This is a genomic window from Desulfoferula mesophila, assembly GCF_037076455.1.
GTDB classification, from domain to species: domain Bacteria; phylum Desulfobacterota; class Desulfarculia; order Desulfarculales; family Desulfarculaceae; genus Desulfoferula; species Desulfoferula mesophila.
Genome location: NZ_AP028679.1, coordinates 423,190 through 441,316 on the forward strand (window position 1 = coordinate 423,190; position 18,127 = coordinate 441,316).

The 18,127-nt window shown below is 65.2% G+C and carries 18 protein-coding genes; 8 read left to right on the forward strand and 10 right to left on the reverse strand.

What is annotated here, in order from left to right; all coding sequences use genetic code 11:
• On the forward strand, positions 1-813 hold the full coding sequence (locus AACH32_RS01975; RefSeq protein ID WP_338604933.1) for a mechanosensitive ion channel family protein: 813 nt from the start codon (positions 1-3) through the stop codon (positions 811-813).
• Between the two features lie 276 nt (positions 814-1,089).
• Here AACH32_RS01975 and AACH32_RS01980 read toward each other — a convergent pair whose 3' ends face one another.
• From AACH32_RS01980 to AACH32_RS01990, 3 genes are all read right to left on the reverse strand, one after another.
• Positions 1,090-1,902 (reverse strand): hypothetical protein, encoded by an 813-nt coding sequence (locus AACH32_RS01980; RefSeq protein ID WP_338604936.1) that lies wholly within the window; start codon positions 1,900-1,902, stop codon positions 1,090-1,092.
• A 149-nt stretch (positions 1,903-2,051) separates the two neighbouring features.
• The gene (locus AACH32_RS01985; protein WP_338604938.1) at positions 2,052-2,561 is read right to left on the reverse strand and encodes a rhodanese-like domain-containing protein; all 510 of its coding nucleotides are present in this window, start codon (positions 2,559-2,561) and stop codon (positions 2,052-2,054) included.
• Positions 2,558-3,067, reverse strand: a complete 510-nt coding sequence (locus tag AACH32_RS01990; protein ID WP_338604941.1) for a MauE/DoxX family redox-associated membrane protein — start codon at positions 3,065-3,067, stop codon at positions 2,558-2,560. Before AACH32_RS01990 ends, AACH32_RS01985 begins: the two co-directional genes overlap by 4 nt.
• A gap of 251 nt (positions 3,068-3,318) precedes the next feature.
• On the opposite strand from AACH32_RS01990, the gene AACH32_RS01995 reads away from it, so the two are divergent.
• The 5 genes from AACH32_RS01995 (at position 3,319) to AACH32_RS02015 (ending at position 8,856) form a co-directional block, all read left to right on the forward strand.
• The gene (locus AACH32_RS01995; protein WP_338604944.1) at positions 3,319-4,614 is read left to right on the forward strand and encodes a helix-turn-helix domain-containing protein; all 1,296 of its coding nucleotides are present in this window, start codon (positions 3,319-3,321) and stop codon (positions 4,612-4,614) included.
• A gap of 618 nt (positions 4,615-5,232) precedes the next feature.
• Positions 5,233-6,852: an FMN-binding glutamate synthase family protein gene (locus tag AACH32_RS02000; protein WP_338604946.1), complete on the forward strand. Its 1,620-nt coding sequence runs from the start codon at positions 5,233-5,235 to the stop codon at positions 6,850-6,852.
• A 144-nt stretch (positions 6,853-6,996) separates the two neighbouring features.
• Positions 6,997-7,464, forward strand: coding sequence for a hypothetical protein (locus AACH32_RS02005; RefSeq protein WP_338604950.1), 468 nt, complete (start codon positions 6,997-6,999; stop codon positions 7,462-7,464).
• 118 nt (positions 7,465-7,582) lie between these two features.
• Entirely contained in the window at positions 7,583-8,152 is a 570-nt protein-coding gene (locus AACH32_RS02010) for a Slp/YeaY family lipoprotein (protein ID WP_338604954.1), read from the forward strand.
• Between the two features lie 50 nt (positions 8,153-8,202).
• A complete protein-coding gene (locus AACH32_RS02015) occupies positions 8,203-8,856 on the forward strand; it encodes a CVNH domain-containing protein (RefSeq protein ID WP_338604956.1) in 654 nt (217 codons plus the stop codon).
• Between the two features lie 76 nt (positions 8,857-8,932).
• Here the strand turns inward: AACH32_RS02015 and AACH32_RS02020 are convergent, their stop codons facing one another.
• The 5 genes from AACH32_RS02020 to AACH32_RS02040 form a co-directional block, all read right to left on the reverse strand.
• Entirely contained in the window at positions 8,933-9,388 is a 456-nt protein-coding gene (locus AACH32_RS02020) for a ferritin-like domain-containing protein (protein WP_338604958.1), read from the reverse strand.
• Positions 9,389-9,705: 317 nt separating this feature from the next.
• The gene (locus AACH32_RS02025) at positions 9,706-10,548 is read right to left on the reverse strand and encodes a metal ABC transporter permease (protein ID WP_338604961.1); all 843 of its coding nucleotides are present in this window, start codon (positions 10,546-10,548) and stop codon (positions 9,706-9,708) included.
• Positions 10,541-11,290 (reverse strand): metal ABC transporter ATP-binding protein, encoded by a 750-nt coding sequence (locus tag AACH32_RS02030; RefSeq protein WP_338604964.1) that lies wholly within the window; start codon positions 11,288-11,290, stop codon positions 10,541-10,543. Before AACH32_RS02030 ends, AACH32_RS02025 begins: the two co-directional genes overlap by 8 nt.
• Positions 11,291-11,302: 12 nt before the next feature.
• Entirely contained in the window at positions 11,303-11,584 is a 282-nt protein-coding gene (locus AACH32_RS02035; protein WP_338604966.1) for a hypothetical protein, read from the reverse strand.
• 157 nt (positions 11,585-11,741) lie between these two features.
• A complete protein-coding gene (locus tag AACH32_RS02040; RefSeq protein ID WP_338604969.1) occupies positions 11,742-11,957 on the reverse strand; it encodes a hypothetical protein in 216 nt (71 codons plus the stop codon).
• A 144-nt stretch (positions 11,958-12,101) separates the two neighbouring features.
• Here AACH32_RS02040 and AACH32_RS02045 point away from each other — a divergent pair, with 144 nt between their 5' ends.
• Together AACH32_RS02045 and AACH32_RS02050 are read left to right on the forward strand one after the other, a co-directional pair.
• Entirely contained in the window at positions 12,102-12,548 is a 447-nt protein-coding gene (locus tag AACH32_RS02045) for a MarR family winged helix-turn-helix transcriptional regulator (protein WP_338604972.1), read from the forward strand.
• An 89-nt stretch (positions 12,549-12,637) separates the two neighbouring features.
• Positions 12,638-14,878, forward strand: coding sequence for a molybdopterin-containing oxidoreductase family protein (locus AACH32_RS02050; protein WP_338604974.1), 2,241 nt, complete (start codon positions 12,638-12,640; stop codon positions 14,876-14,878).
• A gap of 76 nt (positions 14,879-14,954) precedes the next feature.
• On the opposite strand, the gene AACH32_RS02055 is transcribed toward AACH32_RS02050, so the two are convergent.
• Both AACH32_RS02055 and phoU read right to left on the reverse strand, forming a co-directional pair.
• Entirely contained in the window at positions 14,955-17,267 is a 2,313-nt protein-coding gene (locus AACH32_RS02055; RefSeq protein WP_338604976.1) for a Tex family protein, read from the reverse strand.
• A 166-nt stretch (positions 17,268-17,433) separates the two neighbouring features.
• On the reverse strand, positions 17,434-18,120 hold the full coding sequence (gene phoU / locus AACH32_RS02060; protein WP_338604978.1) for a phosphate signaling complex protein PhoU: 687 nt from the start codon (positions 18,118-18,120) through the stop codon (positions 17,434-17,436).
• Between the last annotated feature and the right edge of the window lie 7 nt (positions 18,121-18,127).

Below are 18,127 nucleotides of genomic sequence, written 5' to 3' on the forward strand. Positions count from 1 at the left end.
ATGGGCATTGAGGCGCAACTGAAGGAGTTCAGCGATTTCAGCATAACCTACGGCCCCCTGGTCCTGAAGGACCTGGCGGTTCTACTGGTGGGCCTGGTGGCGGCCCGGCTGGCCTTCTGGCTGTGCAAGGCCCAGTTGCCCCGCCTGGGCATGACGCCGCGCTCCGCCACCATGGCGGGCGTGGTGGTGGCCGCGCTGCTGATCGCCGTGACCCTCACTTATTGCCTGCGCCTGATGGGCCTGGACCCCCGCCTGGTGGTGCGGCTCATGTTGGCCGTGGTCATCACTTTGGTGGTGCTGGCCTTTTTGCTCAAGCCCCTGTTGCCCAACCTGCCCTTCAAGGAGGGCAATACCGTGCAGATAGAGGGGCTCTTTGGCAAGGTGGAGGCCACCAACCTGTTCCACACCCGCCTGAAGACCTTCAAGGGACGCACCGTGTTCATCCCCAACGCTAGGATATTGGGCGGCACGGTGGTCAACTTCCACTTCACCCCCAACCTCAGGGTGGACTTGGACGTGACCGTGAGCTACCAGGCCGACCTGGGCAAGGCCGAGGAGATCATGCTTCGGATCATGACCGAGCACGAGCACGTGCTGCCCAAGCCGCCGCCGCGCTTTTGGGTGCTCAGATTCGGCGACAGCGGGGTGGAGATCTCGGGCCGCTGCTGGGTGCCCAACGTCAAGGCCTTTCGCACCAAGGTGGAGTGCTACAAGAGCATCAAGGCCGAGTTCGACCGGGCGGGCATCCCCTTTGGCCGGGCCCGGCGGGCGGTGCTGTTGCAGTCGGCCGAGGCGGACGATCCGCGGGTGTAGGCGGCTGCGCCAGGCTGTGCCTGGCTGTGCCTCCTCCGAGTGATGGCGTAGGTTGGGTTGAGCGAAGCGAAGCCCAACAATTCCCTTGAGCCAAAAGGGCGGGGATAAACCCCGCCCCTACACGGCTCGCCGAGTGGAGAAAGCCCGGCGGGTAGCCCAGACAGCTCTGCTGTCTGGGTTGCCGAGCCTTGCGAGGCAACAAGAGGTGGAACTCGGCAGCAGGCATCGGCGAAATCGCCTCGTTGCCGCCATGCATCGCGGCTCATGGAAAAGGCCCTATGGCTTTTCGGTGGCCTGGGCCAGGGAAAGCAGCATTGCTCCGGTCAACTGCTCCCGGTTGGCCAACCCCAAAATCCTGCCTTGGCTGTCTTGCACCAACATGTCTTTCATGCGCAGTTCCAGCATGCTCCTGAGCGCCTGGGACTGGGTGGCCTGGGCGGGCAGGAACTGGGTGTGCAGGGAGGGGAGCAGGAACGGGGCGGTGCGGTCCCCCTGGTTCAGGCGGTTCATGAAAACCGCCCTGTTCTGGTTGTTCTTCAAATGTTCCAGCAGCACTTCGGGCCCCACATAGCCCAGGGGGCGGCCCTCCGGGGCCAGAAAGACCACGAAGGCCAACTCCCCCCACTGCTCCAGTTTGCGCAGGTAGTCGATCATTATCTCGGAATCAAAGGGGGAGTGGGTTTCCTCCCGGGGGTCGCGGTTCTCGTCAACGGCTCGCGGGGCCGGCATCTGGATGTTGAGCAAAAAGGGCAGGGAAGGGTCGGACTGTTCCAACTGCTCGAAGAGCCTTGACACGGATGCCTTATCGATCTGGTTGGCCTTCTCCGTCTCCATCTTTTGGTCGGCCACCTTCTTTTCCATCGGCTGGGACGCCTCTTTTCGGAACTTGGCTTCCCAGCCGCCCGGGCCCTTGAGGTTTTCGATCTGGCCGGTGAACACCAAATAGAGCAGGACCGGCAGCAGGAATATGGCGATGATCACCGACTCCTGCTTCAGGCCCAACACGCTCCCGGCCAGCCAGGCCACCAGCAGGCCGGCCACCAAAAAGGCGAAGGCGGCGGCGAGCTGCTTACCGTCCCACTTTTTCATGTCCCCCTCCCGGATCGAATGGACAAACCTCCCTTTCATGATAAACCATGCCCGCTCCAGGCCCAACAGCGCAGATTTCGGGCACAAAAAAGACCCGGGGCGCGAAGCCCCGGGTCGGAGGACCGGCGGACCAACGGTCCCGTTGGGAGCTACTCGGAGGAGGCTACGGGGTAGTCCGACTCCATCCAGGCCTTGATGCCGCCGGGATAGCGGTAGACGTTCTTGTAGCCCAGCTTCTTGGCCCACATGGCGCCGTTGTGGCTGCGGGTGCACTTGGGGAAGCCGCAGTAGACCACGATGACCATGTCCTTGTTGTCGCCCAGCAGTTTCTTGTACTTGGCCTGGTCCTCGGGCTTCATCTCGGTCACATCGGGGATGGGGAAGAGGAACTGCACCGCGCCGGGGAGGTGGTTCTTCTTGTAGGAGGACTCAAAGGGCATGGTGTCCACGATGACCATGGGTTTTTTGGCGTCCACCCAGCCCTTGAGGGTCGCGGTGTCCACTACTTCATAGTCGCCGCGCTTGACCTCTTCATAAAAGGTCACCACCAGCTTTTCCTTCTCCAACTCCTTGTCGCCGAACAGCCCGGCGTAGGCCAGGGAACCCAAAGCCAGCACGGCGGTAAGGGTCAGCACGGTAATCAGGGAAAATTTCTTCACGTTCTCACCTCTCTAGAGTTTGCTTGGTAAGCGTAACGCCAGGCCACGGCCGCCCGGCTTCCCCGGCGCCGCCAGCGCCAGAGGTATAGATAGGCCGCCATGGCCAGCATAATCAGGTCTCGGTGAAGGGCCTGGCGCAGCGAGTCGTGCTCGGCCAGATCGCTGGAACTGAAACAACCGCAGTCGATGTCCAGGCCCTGCAAGGCTCCGAACCACAGCACCACCGCGAACATGACCAAGAGGGTCGCCAACACGCTGAGGCTCCCCTTGATATCCAGGATGAGCCCCACCCCGGCCAGAACCTCCAGGGCGGGAAGGCCCAGGGCCGCCACGGGAACCAGGAACTCCGGGGCCATGCCATAGCGGTCGATGACCGAGGCGAAGGAGCCAGGGTCCATGAGCTTCACCGCTCCCGCATAGACGAATACCGCCCCCAGAGCCCAACGCGCCAAGCGGTAAAGCCAAGGGGATAGAAAAAGCTTTTGCGCGTACGCCATTAAAGGCATGCGGCGCTCCTGAAAGGTGTCCGGCCCTTTAAGAGTTTCACTGAAAGTAATGTAGGTTCGCGTAGTTGTAAAATAGGAAATATATATGGTGGATTTATATGGGTATAGGAGATGACGATATTACCCGGACTGGCTTAGTATTTAAGTAGAGGTTATAATAAAGTCTGTAAAACCGAACCGGCACTTATAAGGGATTGGCCCTACAATGCTTTTTGCCGGTTAATTATTTTGGGGCCTGGTTGGGAGGAGTCGTGGCGACGCAAGCGCAGAGAGTGGCTTCGGGGGTCAGCCAGTTGGACAAGTTGTTGGGCGGACTGCACATCGGCGACAACGTGGTGTGGCAGGACGACGCGGGCTCCCTGGCCTGGGAGTTTTGCCACAACTTCATCCTGGCTTCCCAGGCTCAACAGCGCCCCATCATCTATGTGACCTTCGACCGTTCCCCCAAAAACCTTTTGGACAAGCTGGGGCCTCTGGCCAATTACCAGGGACTGACCATCCTGGACTGTTTCACCTGGGGCAAGGGTCAGGGCAGCGAGATCTTCCAGCGCTTTTACCAAGAGACCGAGCCGCCCTGCCGGGTGGAGCCCATGAACCGCCCCCAGGATCCGGAGGCGGTGGGCGAGGTCCTCTACGCCCTGCACGGGGAGCTGACCGGCGACGTGCGCTTCGTCTTCGAGAGCCTCACCGGCATGAGCGAGCTGTGGGGCGGAGAGGAGGCCATCCTGCGCTTTTACGGCCACGCCTGCCCCCGGCTCTACGAGCTGCAGACCGTGGCCTATTGGATCATGGAAAAACAGGCCCACACCACCCGGCTCAAGGCCCAGATCGGCCAGATAGCCCAGGTGGTCATCGAACTGGCCATCAAACGGGGCACCACCAGCCTGACCATCCTCAAGGCCGAGAACCGCTCCCTGGAGAGCCAGCACCAGCCCCACAACTACTGGGTGCGCGAGCACACCGTGGTTTTCGACCAGCAGCGCCGGGCCACCGGCCTGGTGGAGCTGGGCCTGCGCCTCAAGGAGCTGCGGGTCAAAAAGGGGCTGAGCCAGACGGAGTTGTCCCGCATGGTGGGGGTGACCCCTTCCACCATCAGCCAGGTGGAGAGCAACCACATCTATCCCTCCCTGCCCGCCCTGCTCAAGATGGCCGAGGTGCTGGGGGTGGAGGTGGCCTCCTTTTTCTCCGATACCGGCCAGTCCTCCCGGCGCTTGGTGTTTCCCGCCGAGGACGCCCAGGAAGTGCGCCTGGAAGACCTGTCCCCCGGGGTGGTGAGCGCCCAGTTGCTCACCCCCATGGACTTTGGCGGCAAGGCCGAGCCCTATCTCATCGAGGTGGCTCCGGGCGGCTCGCTGCCCTCGCATTGGTTCATGCACAAGGGCGAGGAGATGGGCTACGTGCTCAGCGGGCGCCTGCAGCTCAAGCTGCGCCAAAGCGTGCAAAACCTCAAGGCGGGCGACGTGGTCTACCTCACCTCCGAGATGCCCACCCAATGGAGCAACCCCGGCCGGGGCCCGGCCCGTCTTTTGTGGCTCAAGATCAGCTAGGTCTTTAGGCCCCTTCGCCAGGCGGTGCTCTCCTCCTCGGCGTATCGGCATATACGCCTGCGGGCCTCGCTGGTCCGACGCCTTGCTCACGAACCCCCGGCTGTGCCGCTGATGCCTATCCGGCGATAGCGTAGGTTGGGTAGAGGGCGCGGCCCGAAACCCAACAATGCCTATCCATACCTACTCCTTATGGCGTCGCCAAGGGCGGCAATTGCCGCCCGGCACCCCTCCACGAGCACCCGCCATTTTAATTTGTTGTTAATCCGGTTGCCGAGGCTTCTGTTCTTATCACTAAAAAAACAAGCATAATTTAAATTAATTATAATTTTTTATAGCCTGCCGGGGTGCATGCCGCATCAACGAGATATTATTCCAGGTAATACTGCAATATTGCCGTAAAACGCCGGACAAGCCCTAGGTTTTTCGTTGAGCCCATCATGAGGCCCTATAATATAACATATTTATATAACACGTAAAAATACTAATAAACCCAGATAAAAGTCCCGGGGCGGGGGCTTGACAAAGGTATTGGTTTTGGCTGATAAGGCAATAGTTGCCTTTAAGTAAAACTAATATAAACGGCGGGCGTTGCCGCCGCGCCAGGATCGGGAGGATACCATGAACCTGAACCGCCCCAATGCCAACGAGGCCCTGCAGACCAAGAACCGCTCGCGTAGCGTGGCCCCCCAGTCGGGCATCTGTTCCCGCTGCGTGGACGGCTGCAAGGGAAACTGCGACATGTTCAACGCCACCTTCCGGGGCCGCGAGCTGCTCTACCCCGGCCCCTTCGGAGAAATAACCGCCGGGGCGGACAAGGACTACCCGGTGGATTACAGCCACCTGAACATCATGGGCTACGCCCTGGGCGCGGGCGGCTGCGTGGCCGACCCGGACCAGGCCACCTTCCCGGCGGTGAACACCGAGACCAGCTTCGGCACCACCCACCCGGTGCAGCAGACCATGCCCATCTTCACCGGGGCCCTGGGCTCCACCGAGATCGCCCGGGCCAACTGGGAGCACTTCGCGGTGGGCGCGGCCATCACCGGCATCAGCCTGGTGTGCGGTGAAAACGTCTGCGGCATCGACCCCGGCCTGGAGTTCGACAAGCACGGCAAGGTGGCCAAGGCCCCGGACATGGAGCGCCGGGTGGAGGCCTACCGCCGCTATCACCAGGGCTATGGCGACATCCTGGTGCAGATGAACGTGGAGGACACCCGCCTGGGGGTGGCCGAATACGTCATCGACAAGCTGGGGGTGGAGACCATCGAGCTCAAGTGGGGCCAGGGGGCCAAGTGCATCGGCGGCGAGATCAAGGTGCACTCCCTGGAGCGGGCCCGGGAGCTAAAAAAGCGCGGCTACATCGTCACCCCAGACCCGGACAGCAAGGCCGTCCAGGCCGCCTTCGCCGAAGGGGCCATCACCGAGTTCGAGCGCCACAGCCGCCTGGGCTTCGTGGACCAGGAGGGCTTCATGGCCGAGGTCGAGCGCCTGCGCTCCCTGGGGGCCAAGCGGGTGACGCTCAAGACCGGGGCCTATCCCATGCGCGAGCTGGCCATGGCCATCCGCTGGTCCTCCGAGGCGGGCATCGACCTGTTGACCATAGACGGCGCGCCCGGCGGCACCGGCATGAGCCCCTGGCGCATGATGTGCGAGTGGGGCGTGCCCGCCCTTTATCTGCACAGCATGGCCCACGAGCTGTGCAGCCGCCTGGACGCCCGGGGCGGCTGGGTGCCGGACATCGCCTTTGCCGGTGGCTTCAGCGCCGAGGACCATATCTTCAAGGCCCTGGCCCTGGGCGCGCCTTACACCAAGGCCGTGTGCATGGGCCGCGCCCTGATGATCCCCGGCATGGTGGGCAAGAACATCGGTCGCTGGATGGCCGGCGAAGACGGCGGCCTGCCCAGCACGGTGAGCAAATACGGCGCCACCAAGGAAGAGATCTTCGTGTGCTACGAGGAGCTCAAGGAGCGCTTCGGCGAGGAGATGAACAACATCCCCCTGGGCGCGGTGGGCATCTACACCGCCTGCCAGAAGCTCCGGGTGGGCCTGCAGCAGCTCATGGCCGGTGCGCGCAAATGGCGGGTGGATCTGATCGAGCGCCGCGACCTGGCCGCCCTGAGCGACGAGGCGGCCCTGGTCACCGGCCTGGATCACATCATGGACGCCTACCGCGAGGAGGCTCTCGATATAATCGACTCCCTGCCTAACGGCCACCGCACGGTCAAGGCGGTCGGATAGATCAAGGCTTGCCGGGCCGGCCCCTCCCCGGAGGGGCCGGCCGCTATTTTTGCCTCCGATACGGCGTCCCGCGCGCCTCCCTCCTAGAAAGCCCTTTACCAATGGCGGACTCTGCTCCACAATAGAGCCCAAAGGATGGAGATTATGCGCCGCGTTATCTTGGCATGCCTGCTAGTGTTGTTCAGCGCCGCTTCCGCCGCGGCTTGGCCGCCCACCCTGGATGAGTTTCGCTCCCTGGCCGTGCAAGCGGCCCCGCCGGGCTGGAAGCTCAACGACTCGGCCAGCCTGCGTAGCGCCGGCTCCTGCGCTCCCCAGCTCATGGTCATTTTCAAGGACCAGGGCGCCTTTTTGGAATACCGCCTGGATCTGGACAACCCGGACGAAAACCTGGACCAGGGCGAGGGGCGCTCCACCACCCTGGACGGCAAGAAGGCCCTGTACATGCAGGCCGGCGACTGGCCGCGCTTCACCTACCTGACCGTGTTCCTCCCCGCCCAGGAAGCCAGCTTCACCATAGGGGTGAACCAGGACTACACCCTGGAAGAGATGTCCATCATCTACTACGCCTATCCCCTTAACAAGCTGATCAACGAGCCGGTCAAGGCCGAATAAAGGCCCCTTCCGGCCGGATCGGGGCTCCCGCGCGCGGCCAAAGGCCGCTTTTTTCTAGGGCTACGCCCCGGCCTGGCTTATAATCCAAAAAAATGTCACACCAGACCTGGAGGAAAATATGTTCCAGCGCAGCGCGGGCCTTTGTCTGGCCCTCGCCATGACAGCCTGCCTGCTGTTGTCGGTCGGGTGCGCCCCCCCGGTGGCGCCGCCGGCGTTGATGAAACAGGTGGACCAGAAGCTCACCCTGCCCCAGGTCCGCGACAATCCCAAGGAAAACATGGACAAGATGGTGCTGTGGGGCGGGCGCATCATCCGCACGGTAAACAAGAAAAAGGGCACCCTCATCGAGGTGCTGCAGCTGGCCCTGGATTCCCAGGACCGCCCCAAGACCGGCTATGAGTCCTCGGGCCGCTTCGTCGTGGCCATGCCCGGCTTCCTGGACCCGGAGATCTACCACAAGAACCGCGAGGTCACCGTGGTGGGCCAGGTGGTGGGGGTGGAGCTTTTGCCGGTGGGCGAGGTCAAATACAAGTACGTGCTGCTCAGGGGCAAGGAAGTCAAGCTGTGGCCCAAGCGGCCCGACGTGGTGCGGGTCTATCCCGCCGGCGGCTTTGCGGACCCCATGTGGGGCCCGGTGGGCATGGGCCCCAATCCTTATTGGTACTATGGTCCTTACAGCTGGTGGTAGCCGAGGGCCGCAACAAGGTGTTACCAGGTTCGCGGAGGAGGAATGAAAACATGAAACGCTTACTCTACGGAAAGGCCCTGTGGACCGGCCTAGCCGTTTTGCTGCTCGCGCTGTTCTTGGTTCCGGCCCCGGCCCCGGAGCCGGCCCAGGCCAAGGTGCTGCCGCCGGGCAGCTATCGCAATTCCTGCAAGGATTGCTACGTGGAAAACGGCTGGCTCTACTGCCGCTGCAAAAACAACCGCGACGGCCGCAACGACACCCGCATTCACTACACCCGCTGCAACGGCGACATCGCCAACCAGGGCGGCTGGCTCACCTGCAACGGCGGCGGCGGGGGGCATAGCCTGCCCGGCGGCAGCTGGCGCAACTCCTGCCGGGACGCCCGGGTGCAGGGCAAGGAACTGCTGGCCGAATGCCGCGACGGCAGCGGGCGCTGGGTGCAGGCCTGGATACCGCTGAACAAATGCTCCGGCAACCTGTCCAACCAGGACGGCCGCCTGGTCTGCGAGGGCCAGGGCCATCAGTGGCAGATGCCCGGCGGCTCCTGGCGCAACTCCTGCCGCCGGGCCCGCATCGAGGGCGACACCCTGTGGGCCGAGTGCCGGGCCAGCAACGGCGATTGGCGCGGCAGCCGGGTGAATCTGAGGAACTGCAACAACCTGAACAACTGCAACGGCAAGCTGCGCTGCGGGTCCTGCCGCTAGGCCCCCGACAGCCCGAGGCAAAAACAAGCCCCCGCCCGATCTCGGGCGGGGGCTGAATTTTTGAGGGTCGCCCTGACTAGTCTTCGGTCAGCACCTTGTCGTCGTATTCCACCTCCAGCCACAGCTTGTGCTTGGCCTCTTCCTGGGCCAAAGCCTCGAAGGTGCTTTTGAGCTCCGGAGTGTTACAGTTAGCGGCCAACCGGCTGTAGAGCATGAAGGACTTCTTCTCCCGCTGCATGGCCACGCTCAGGGCGTCGCCATAGGTCATGTCCGGGCTAACCGGGGCGGCCACCACGTAGTCGGCGATCTTCAGGTCGGTGACCTTCACCCCCTCCGGGGTCAGGGTCTTGCCTTGCTTCACGGCCATGAGCTTGTCCTTGTGCCCCAGCTCCTCGTCGGCGAAGTCCTCGAAGGCCTTTTTCATCCAGGGCTTGTCCATGCGCTGGGCCATCTGCAGATAAAAGGCGGTGGCCTCTTCCTCGCGGGCGATCGCGAAATCCAATACCTCGTCCACCGAGCTGAACTTGCTCATTATTTTAGACTCCCATGGGTAGTTTTTTGCCTGCCGCCCCGCGGGGCTAAATTAGTCTAGCATAAAGGTGACTTTGGGCCAAAGAGTTGGGCCGCCGGCTTCGCCAGACCCCGCATGGCGGCGTCGTCGGCTGCGCGTCGGCCTCGCTGTAGGCTTGGCTACAGCCGCGGCCCCCGCTCGCCTGCCGCCTTGCCCCGCGGTGCCTGGCTGTGCCGGGCTCGGCTTGTAAACGCACCATTACGACACCAATGCTTTTTAGCGGGATCGAATAAAGACAAAAGTCGTTCGCGGGCGCCCTGCATTAATGAATAGGTGGACTAGTCCTTGCGGGCCAGCCGGCCCAGGCCCAGGGAAACCAGGTACACCGCCCCGGCCAACAGCACGATCACCGCCCCGGCGGGCAGGTCCGGGCCGTAGCTCAGGGCCAGGCCGCCCCAGGTGACCCCCAGGCAGACGAGGGCGGCCAGGGCCATGATGGGCCCCAGGCGGCGGAAGAAGTTGGCCGCCGTGGCCGCGGGCAGGGTCAACAGGGCGATCACCAAAATTATGCCCACCACCTGGGACAAGAGCACCACGGTGAGCGCCGTGAGCCCCAGCAGGAGCAGGTAGTAGAAATCGGCGGGCAGGCCCCGCAAACGGGCGAACTCCTGGTCGAAGCACACCGCCAAGAGCTGGCGGTACAAGAGCAGGGCCGCCCCCAGCACCACCGCGTCCAGCCCGGCCATGAGCCACAGGTTTTCCGGGGTGACCATGAGGATGTTGCCGAACAGGTAGCTCATGAGCTGCACGTCGTAGCCGGGGGTCAGGGCGATGAACACCACTCCGGTGGCCATGCCCACCGCCCACACCGCGCCGATGATGGTGTCCTCGCGCTGGCGGGCGTGCAGGCTCACCAGGCCGATGATCCCGGCGGCGGCCAGGGCGGCGGCCACCGCGCCGTGCATCGGGTGCAGCCAGCTCCATCCGTGCGCCACCGCCAAATAGCGGGCCAGGCCCATGCCGCCCAAGACGCTGTGGGCGATGGCCCCGGCGATGTAGCTGATGCGCTTGACCACCACGTAGGCCCCCACCACCCCGCAGGCCAGGCTGGCCAGGGCCCCGGCCACCAGGGCCTGCTGCAAAAAGGCGTGGCCGGCCACGGCGCTCAGGAACTCATTCATGAGCCCCCCCGTGCTCCAGGTCGTGGTCGTGGCGCACCAGGCGCACCGGCGCGCCGTAGAGCTCGCTGATGAGACTGCCGTTGATCACCTGGGTGGGATGGATGCTCAGGCTCTGGTTGATGCAGGCCACCCGGCTGACCGCCGGGGACACGAAACCCAAGTCGTGGGTGACCAGCACCACCGTCACCTGGGGTTGGAGCCCGGCCAGGATGTTCATCAGGTCCACCCCGCCCCGGGGGTCCACCGCGGCGGTGGGCTCGTCCAAGAGCAACAGCTCCGGCCCGGCCACCAGGGAGCGGGCGATGAGCACCCGTTGGCGCTGGCCCCCGGAGAGCCGCCCGAAGCTGCGTCCGGCCAAGTCGCCGGCCTCCAGCTTGTCCAGGGCGGCCAGGGCGGCGCGTTTCTGTCCCCGCCGCCACAAACCCAGGCCGGAGCCCGCGCCCATGAGGCCCATGAGCACCACCTCCAGGGCCGACACCGGGAAGCCGGGGTCCACCGGGGCGTGCTGGGGCAGATAGCCGATGCGGGCCCGCGCCTTGACCGGGGGCAGGCCGAATACGCGCACCGTGCCCTTTTGGGGGGCCACCAGCCCCAGCATCAGCTTGAGCAGGGTGGTCTTGCCGCCGCCGTTGGGGCCCACCAGGGCCAGGAACTCGCCCTGCTCGATGCTCAGGTCCACCCCGGCCAGCACCGGGCGGCCGTTGTAGGCGAAATCCACCCCTTTGATCTCGATAAGGGCCAAGGGCCGCCTTTCCTAGTGGTCCGCCGCTTCGCGGGTCCTGCCGGCGTCGCAAACCAGGTGGGGAGCGTCGCAGGTGGAGCAGCGCTCCACGTGGTGGTGCTGGGCGAATCCCGCCCAGTGCCGTTTCTGCTCCGGGGTGAGGATGCCCGTGCCCTGGCACAGGGGGCACACCCCGTCCAGGGCGGACAAGATGGCCGAGCGGATGAATTCCGAGCGGTTGTCGATGCCTTCCATGGCCGCCACCAGGGCGGGATCGGCCTTGAAGGTGATGACCTCGGGCTTGCCTTTTTTCATATGCGTCTCTTCGCTGCCGGGTTAACGCGTATTACCATATAATACCGTGAAATCCCCGCTCTCGCGGGCATAAAAAAACCCGGACGGCCCCTTGGGGGCTGTCCGGGCTCGGCAAGGGAGGAGAAGTCGGGAGAAAGGCGTGAATCGAGATCGCAGCTTAGGAGAGGGCCACCAAACCGGCCAGGCTTGCCAGGAGCAACAACGCCGTGCCGCGCAAGGTGATCTGCACCAGGTGATCGTGGACTACCGGTCCGGGAAGCCCGGCCCGCACCCGCCGACGCAGGCGCCAACCGGCGAAAACGACCATGGACCAGATCCAGGTGGCTGTGGCTAGCAGCAGGAACATCACCAGGTTTTCGTCAATTTTGCCCACGAGACATCTCCCTTGGCGTTGATCCGCCTTCGATGCTTTTAGGGATACCAAGGCAATGTGACGGCCAGGTAACAGGGGGATGAAGGCGGTGTGAAAGCGGGGGGAGCATTCAGCCGTTGACACCTTTATCGGTTCCGAGATAAGTTGGCATACGAACTATCTTCCCGAGAGGCGCCGACCATCGTGACCCAAGAGTGCTACGTGTTTCTGTTGTCCAAGGCCTATCAAAAGGGGCACAGCCTGGTGCAGGCCCGGCTGAAGCCCTATGGCCTGACCAACCTGCAATACGTGATCTTGGAGATGCTCTGGGGCCGGCCGGGGGCCAGCGCCACCGAGCTGGGCAAGGAGCTGACCATCGATAAGGCCACCCTTTCCGGGGCCTTGGAGCGCATGAACGAGGCCGGATGGCTGGAAAAGCGGCCCGACCCGGACGACGGGCGCATGCTGCGCCTGTTTTCTTCGGCCAAGGCCGACGAGCTGCGCCGGGAGCTCGTAGACCAGCGCCAGGCGGCCAACCAGGAGTTCCTGGCCGGCCTGAGCAGCGAGGAGCGCCTGCTTTTGGGCCGCCTGCTCAAGGACCTGGCCGCGTAAAAAGGGGATTATTTTTTTTGAGGATATAGTTCGTATTCAAACAAAACTTCGCAGGGCGGAGCGGGCCTGACCGCGACAAGGGGATGACCATGGGTGCTTGGCAAAAGACCGGATGCGTGCTGTGCGCGCAGAACTGCGGCCTGGAGATGATGGTGGAGGACGGCCGGCTGACCAGGGTGCGGCCGGACAAGGACAACCCCCGCTCCAAGGGCTACGCCTGCCGCAAGGGGCTCAAGGTCATCTACCACCAATACCCCGCCGACCGCCTCACCCAGCCGCTCAAACGAGTGGGGGATGAGTTCCAGCCTATTAGCTGGAAGCAGGCCCTGGCCGAGATCGCGGCACGGCTCAAGGAACTGGTGGGCCAACACGGTCCCCGCTGCCTGGCCTACATGGGTGGCGGGGCGCCCGGCGGCAGCTTCGAGGCCTCCTTTGGGGTGCGCCTGCTGCGAGCCCTGGGCTCGCACTACTATTACTCCTCGGCCGGTCAGGAATTCAGCGGGCACTGGTGGGTGCACGGGCGCCTCCTGGGCCGGCAGTATAACGTGACCAAGTCTGACGAGGAGCGTAGCGAGATGCTGCTGGCCTGGGGCTGGAACGGCATGATGAGCCACCAGATGCCCCGGGCCCGCGCGGTTCTCACCGAGATCGGCAAAGACTTCAACCGCCTGTTGGTGGCCGTGGACCCCCGCAAGAGCGAGACGGCGGCCATCGCCGACATGCACCTGGCCCTCAGGCCGGGCAGCGACGCCCTGCTGCTCAAGGCCATGATCGCCCTGATGGTGCAAAACGGCTGGGAGGATGCCGACTACCTGGAGCGCCGGGTGGAGGGCTGGGAGCAGATCAAGCCCTGGTTCACGGGCTTCGACGCCCGAGCCGCCCTGGAGGTCTGCGGGGTGGACTACGGCCAGGTGGTGGAGCTGTGCCGCCTGCTGGGCTCCAAGGCCTGGAGCGTGCATCCGGACCTGGGCCTGTACATGGGACGGCGCAGCACCCTGAACTCTTACCTGCTGATGCTGCTTTGCGCGGTGTGCGGGAGGCTGTGCCGCTCCGGGGGCAACCTGGTGCCCGGCATGATCATGCCCCTGGGCTATCACGCCGACGAGCGCGACCCCAAGGTGTGGCGCACCGTGGCCACCAACCTTCCCCCCGCCGCGGCCGGCTCCTTCCCTCCGGCGGCCATGCCCGAGGAGATCACCAGCGGCCATCCCGAGCGCCTGCGGGCGGTGCTGGTCAGCGCCTGCAACCCCCTGCGCTCCTACCCGGACACCGCCGCCTACGAGCGCGCCTTCGCCCAATTGGACCTGCTGGTGGTCAACGACATTGTCATGAGCGAGACGGCCCGCCTGGCCCACTACGTACTGCCCTGCCGCACCTTCTACGAGTCCTGGGACGGCACCTTTTTTGCCAACACCTACCCCGAGGTGTACTTCCAGATGCGGCGCCCCCTGGTGGAGCCCCCGGCCCAGTGCAAGGAGGCCTCGCAGATCTACCACCTGTTGGCCAAGGAATTGGGCCTGGTGCCCGAGGTTTCCCAGGAACTCAAGGAAGCGGCCCAGGGGAACCGGCTGGCCTTTGGCATGCAGCTCATGCGCTGGGCCGCGGACAAGCCGGCGGCCAAGATGATGCTGCCCTTTGTGCTGGCCGAAACCCTGGGGCAAGAGTGGGACAGCGCGGCCCTGGCCGGGCTTTGGGGCATGCTTATGACCGCGCCCAAGGCCTTTGCGGCCAATGCGGCTCGGGCCGGTTTCGCGCCGGGTCCGGACCTGGGCGACCGGGTGTTTCAGGCAATCCTGGACAACCCCCAAGGCTTGTGGATCGGCCAGGCGGACCCGGCCGAGGCCTGGAGCGACGTGCGCACCGGCTCCGGCAAGCTGGAGGTGTACATCCCCGAGCTGGCCCAGGAAGCCGAGGCCCTGAATCCGGCGGACGAGGCCCGCGAACTACAGCCCGACCCCGCCTGGCCCCTGGTGCTCAACGCGGGGCGGCACATGGACTACAACGCCAACACCATGATGCGCAACCCGGCCTGGAACCAGGGCAAGCGGGCCTGCACCGTGGCCCTGAGCCCGGCCGACGCCGAGGCCCTGGGCCTTGTGGACGGCCAGACGGTGAGCGTGACCACCGCGGCGGGCACGGGGAGCGGCGAGCTGCAGGTGAGCGGCCAGGTGCGCCAGGGCATGGTGCTCATCCCCCACGGTTTCGGGCTCGTCTACGACGGCCAGGTCTACGGCCTCAACGTGAACCGCCTTACCTCGGCCGCGCACCGCGACTTCATCGGCACCCCGCTGCACCGCTACGTGCCCTGCCGGGTGGAGGCGGCCCAGTAACAGACGCCCGACCCATGAAAACCGCCCCGCGGCCCAGGGCCGAGGGGCGGTTGCGATAGCTCGATCAGGGGGCGGGCTAGCTCTTGTTCAGCTTCTCGAAGGCCCGGCTGAAGGCGTTGTTAAAGGGCTTGGGGGGCTCCGGGCGTTGGCCTTGCGGCCGGCGGGGCGGCCGGGAGCCCTTGCCCTTGCTGCGGGGCCGCCCCTGGCCGTCTCCGCTCTCGCGGCCGGTCAGGTCGGCGAAGGGGTCGCTCTTCATGGACAGCGACACCCGGCCCCGGCCCAGGTCCAGACCGATCACCACCACCTCCACCGTCTGGTGTACCTTGACCTCTTGGCGCGGGTCGCGCACGAAGTGGTCGGCCAGCTGGCTGATGTGCACCAGGCCGTCGTTGTGCACCCCCACGTCCACGAAGGCCCCGAAGTTGGTCACGTTGGTCACCACCCCGGGCAGGCGCATGCCCACCTGCAGGTCCTCCAGGGTGTGCACCCCCTCGGCAAAGGAAAAGACCTCGAAGCTCTCGCGGGGGTCGCGCCCCGGCTTGGCCAGCTCGGCCAGGATGTCGTTGATGGTGGGCAGGCCCACCTCCTCGCTCACGTAGGCCTCGGGCTTGATGCCCGCGCGCAGGCTCTGGTCGCGGATCAGGTCTTCCAGGCGGCAGGCCAGGTCGTGGGCCATCTTCTCCACCAGGGGGTAGGACTCCGGATGCACCGCCGAGGCGTCCAGGGGGTTGACCCCGCCCTGGATGCGCACGAAGCCGGCCGCCTGCTCAAAGGCCTTGGGCCCCAGGCGCGGTACCTTGAGCAGCTCGCCGCGCTCTTTGAAAGGCCCGTTGGTCTCGCGGTGGGCCACGATGTTCTGGGCCAGGGCGGGCCCCAGGCCCGAGACCGCGGCCAACAGCTGGGGGCTGGCGGTGTTCACCTCCACCCCCACCGAGTTCACGCAGCTCACCACCACGTCGTCCAGGCTGCGCGAAAGCTGGCCTTGATCGATGTCGTGCTGGTACTGGCCCACCCCGATGGACTTGGGGTCGATCTTGACCAGCTCGGACAAGGGATCGATGAGCCGGCGGCCGATGGACACCGCCCCGCGCACGGTCAGGTCCAGGTCCGGGAACTCCTGGCGGGCCACCTCCGAGGCGGAGTACACGCTGGCCCCGGCCTCGCTGACCATCACCACGACGACGTCCTTTAGCTCCAGCGAGCGCACCAGCTCCTCGGTCTCGCGGCTGGCGGTGCCGTTGCCCACGGCCACGGCCTCGATCTGGTAGGTCTCCACCAGGTGGCGCAGAGTGGCGGCCGCCTCCTGGCGGGCCCCCGCGCCCATGATGTGGATCACCCCGTGGTGCAACAGGTCGCCCTGGCGGTTGAGGCAGACCACCTTGCAGCCGGTGCGGAAGCCGGGGTCCAGGGCCAACACCCGCTTGGGGCCCAGGGGCGCGGCCATCAGCAGCTCGCGCAGGTTCTCGGCAAAGACCCTCACCGCCTCTTCCTCGGCCCGCTTGCGCAGGGCCAGGCGCAGCTCCACCTCCATGGCCGGGCCCAGCAGGCGCTTGTACCCGTCGTCCACGGCCAGGCCCACCTGCTCGCCGCAGGGGTCCTCGGCCTTGACGAACATGGGGCGCAGGATGGCCAGGGCCTGATCCGGGTCCGGGGCGGCCCGCATGATCAGGTGGCCCTCCTTGGCCCCCCGGCGGATGGCCAGGATGCGGTGCCCGGCGGCGCCCGCCGCCGGTTCGCTGGCCTCGAAATAGTCCTTGAACTTGGCCCCCGCCTCCTCCTGGCCGGTGATGACCTTGCTGGAGAGGATGGCCCGCTCCTGGTACAGGGCGCGCATGGCGGCGCGGGCCTCGCCGTTTTCGTTGACGATCTCGGCGATGATGTCCCGCGCCCCGGCCAGGGCCTCCCCCACGCCCTCCACCCCCTTTTCGGGGTCCACGTAGCCCTGGGCCTCGGCCAAGGGATCGGCGCCCGGCTCCTGGGCCAGGATGAACAGCGCCAGGGGCTCCAGGCCCTTTTCCTTGGCCATCATGGCCTTGGTGCGCCGCTTGGGCCTGAAGGGCAGGTACACGTCCTCCAGCTGGGCCATGGTGGGCGCTTCGTTGACCTTGGTTGTGAGCTCCGGGGTCAGCAGGTTGCGCTCCCCCAGGGACTTGAGGATGGCCTCGCGGCGGGCGTCCAACTCCTTGAGCTGGGTCAGGCGGTCGCGGATGGCGATGACCGCCACCTCGTCCAGGGAGCCGGTGGCCTCCTTGCGGTAGCGGGCGATGAAGGGCACGGTGGACCCTTCCTCCAACAGGGCGGCGGTGGCGCGCACCTGGCCCAGGCCCAGCTTAAGCTCGTCGGCTATTTGCGACAGGTTCTTTTCGGCGGCAGGGGGATTTTCGCTCAATGAAATATTACCTTCACTTTGGGAAACGGGGTTGGGGCCAGGGGACGAGTCTGGATTAATAACCGCATAGCGCCCCGCTTGCAAGCCCTTTGCGGCCTCCGGCCGGTCTAAAAAGATCGCGGCCGCCCCGGGGGACGGCCGCGCTTGGTTTGGCTGGGAAAGATTGTCAGGCCTGGCCCGCCGCGATGCCCTTCTTGCCGCCGTGGCGGATGATGCGGCCCTCCACCAGGTACACCACTTCCTCGGCCACGTTGGTGGCTTCGTCGCCGATGCGCTCCAAATGGCGGCTGGCCAGGACCAGCTCCACCCCCCGGCGGATGACCCGGCGTTCCTCGGTCATCCAGGCGATCATCTCCTCCAGGAAGGTGCGGCACAGGTGGTCCAGCTCGTCGTCGCGGGCCAACACCGCCTCGGCCTTGGCCACGTCCTCGGCCACGAAGGCGTCCAGGCAGGTCTTGGCCATCTCGCGGGCGATGTCGCCCATGGCCACCAGGGTGGCCGGGGTGTCGCTGGGGCTCATCTCGGCCAGGACGTCCACCCGCTGGGCCAGGTTCACGGCCTGGTCGCCCATGCGCTCCAGGAAGCTGGTTATCTTGATGACCGCCGAGAGGAAGCGCAGGTCCACGGCCACCGGCTGCTGGGTGGCCAACAGGCTGATGCAGCGTTCCTCGATCTCGTTTTGCATCAAATCGATGCGCCGGTCGCCTTGGATAACGGTCTGGGCCAGGGCCCGGTTGCGCTTGACCAGAGCCTGGGTGGCGGTGTACACGGCTTCCTCGGCCCGGCCGGCCATTTTCAAAAGGTCTTCCTTGACCTCTTGCATGCGACGATGAAAATACGATAGCCCTTGCATGAATTAT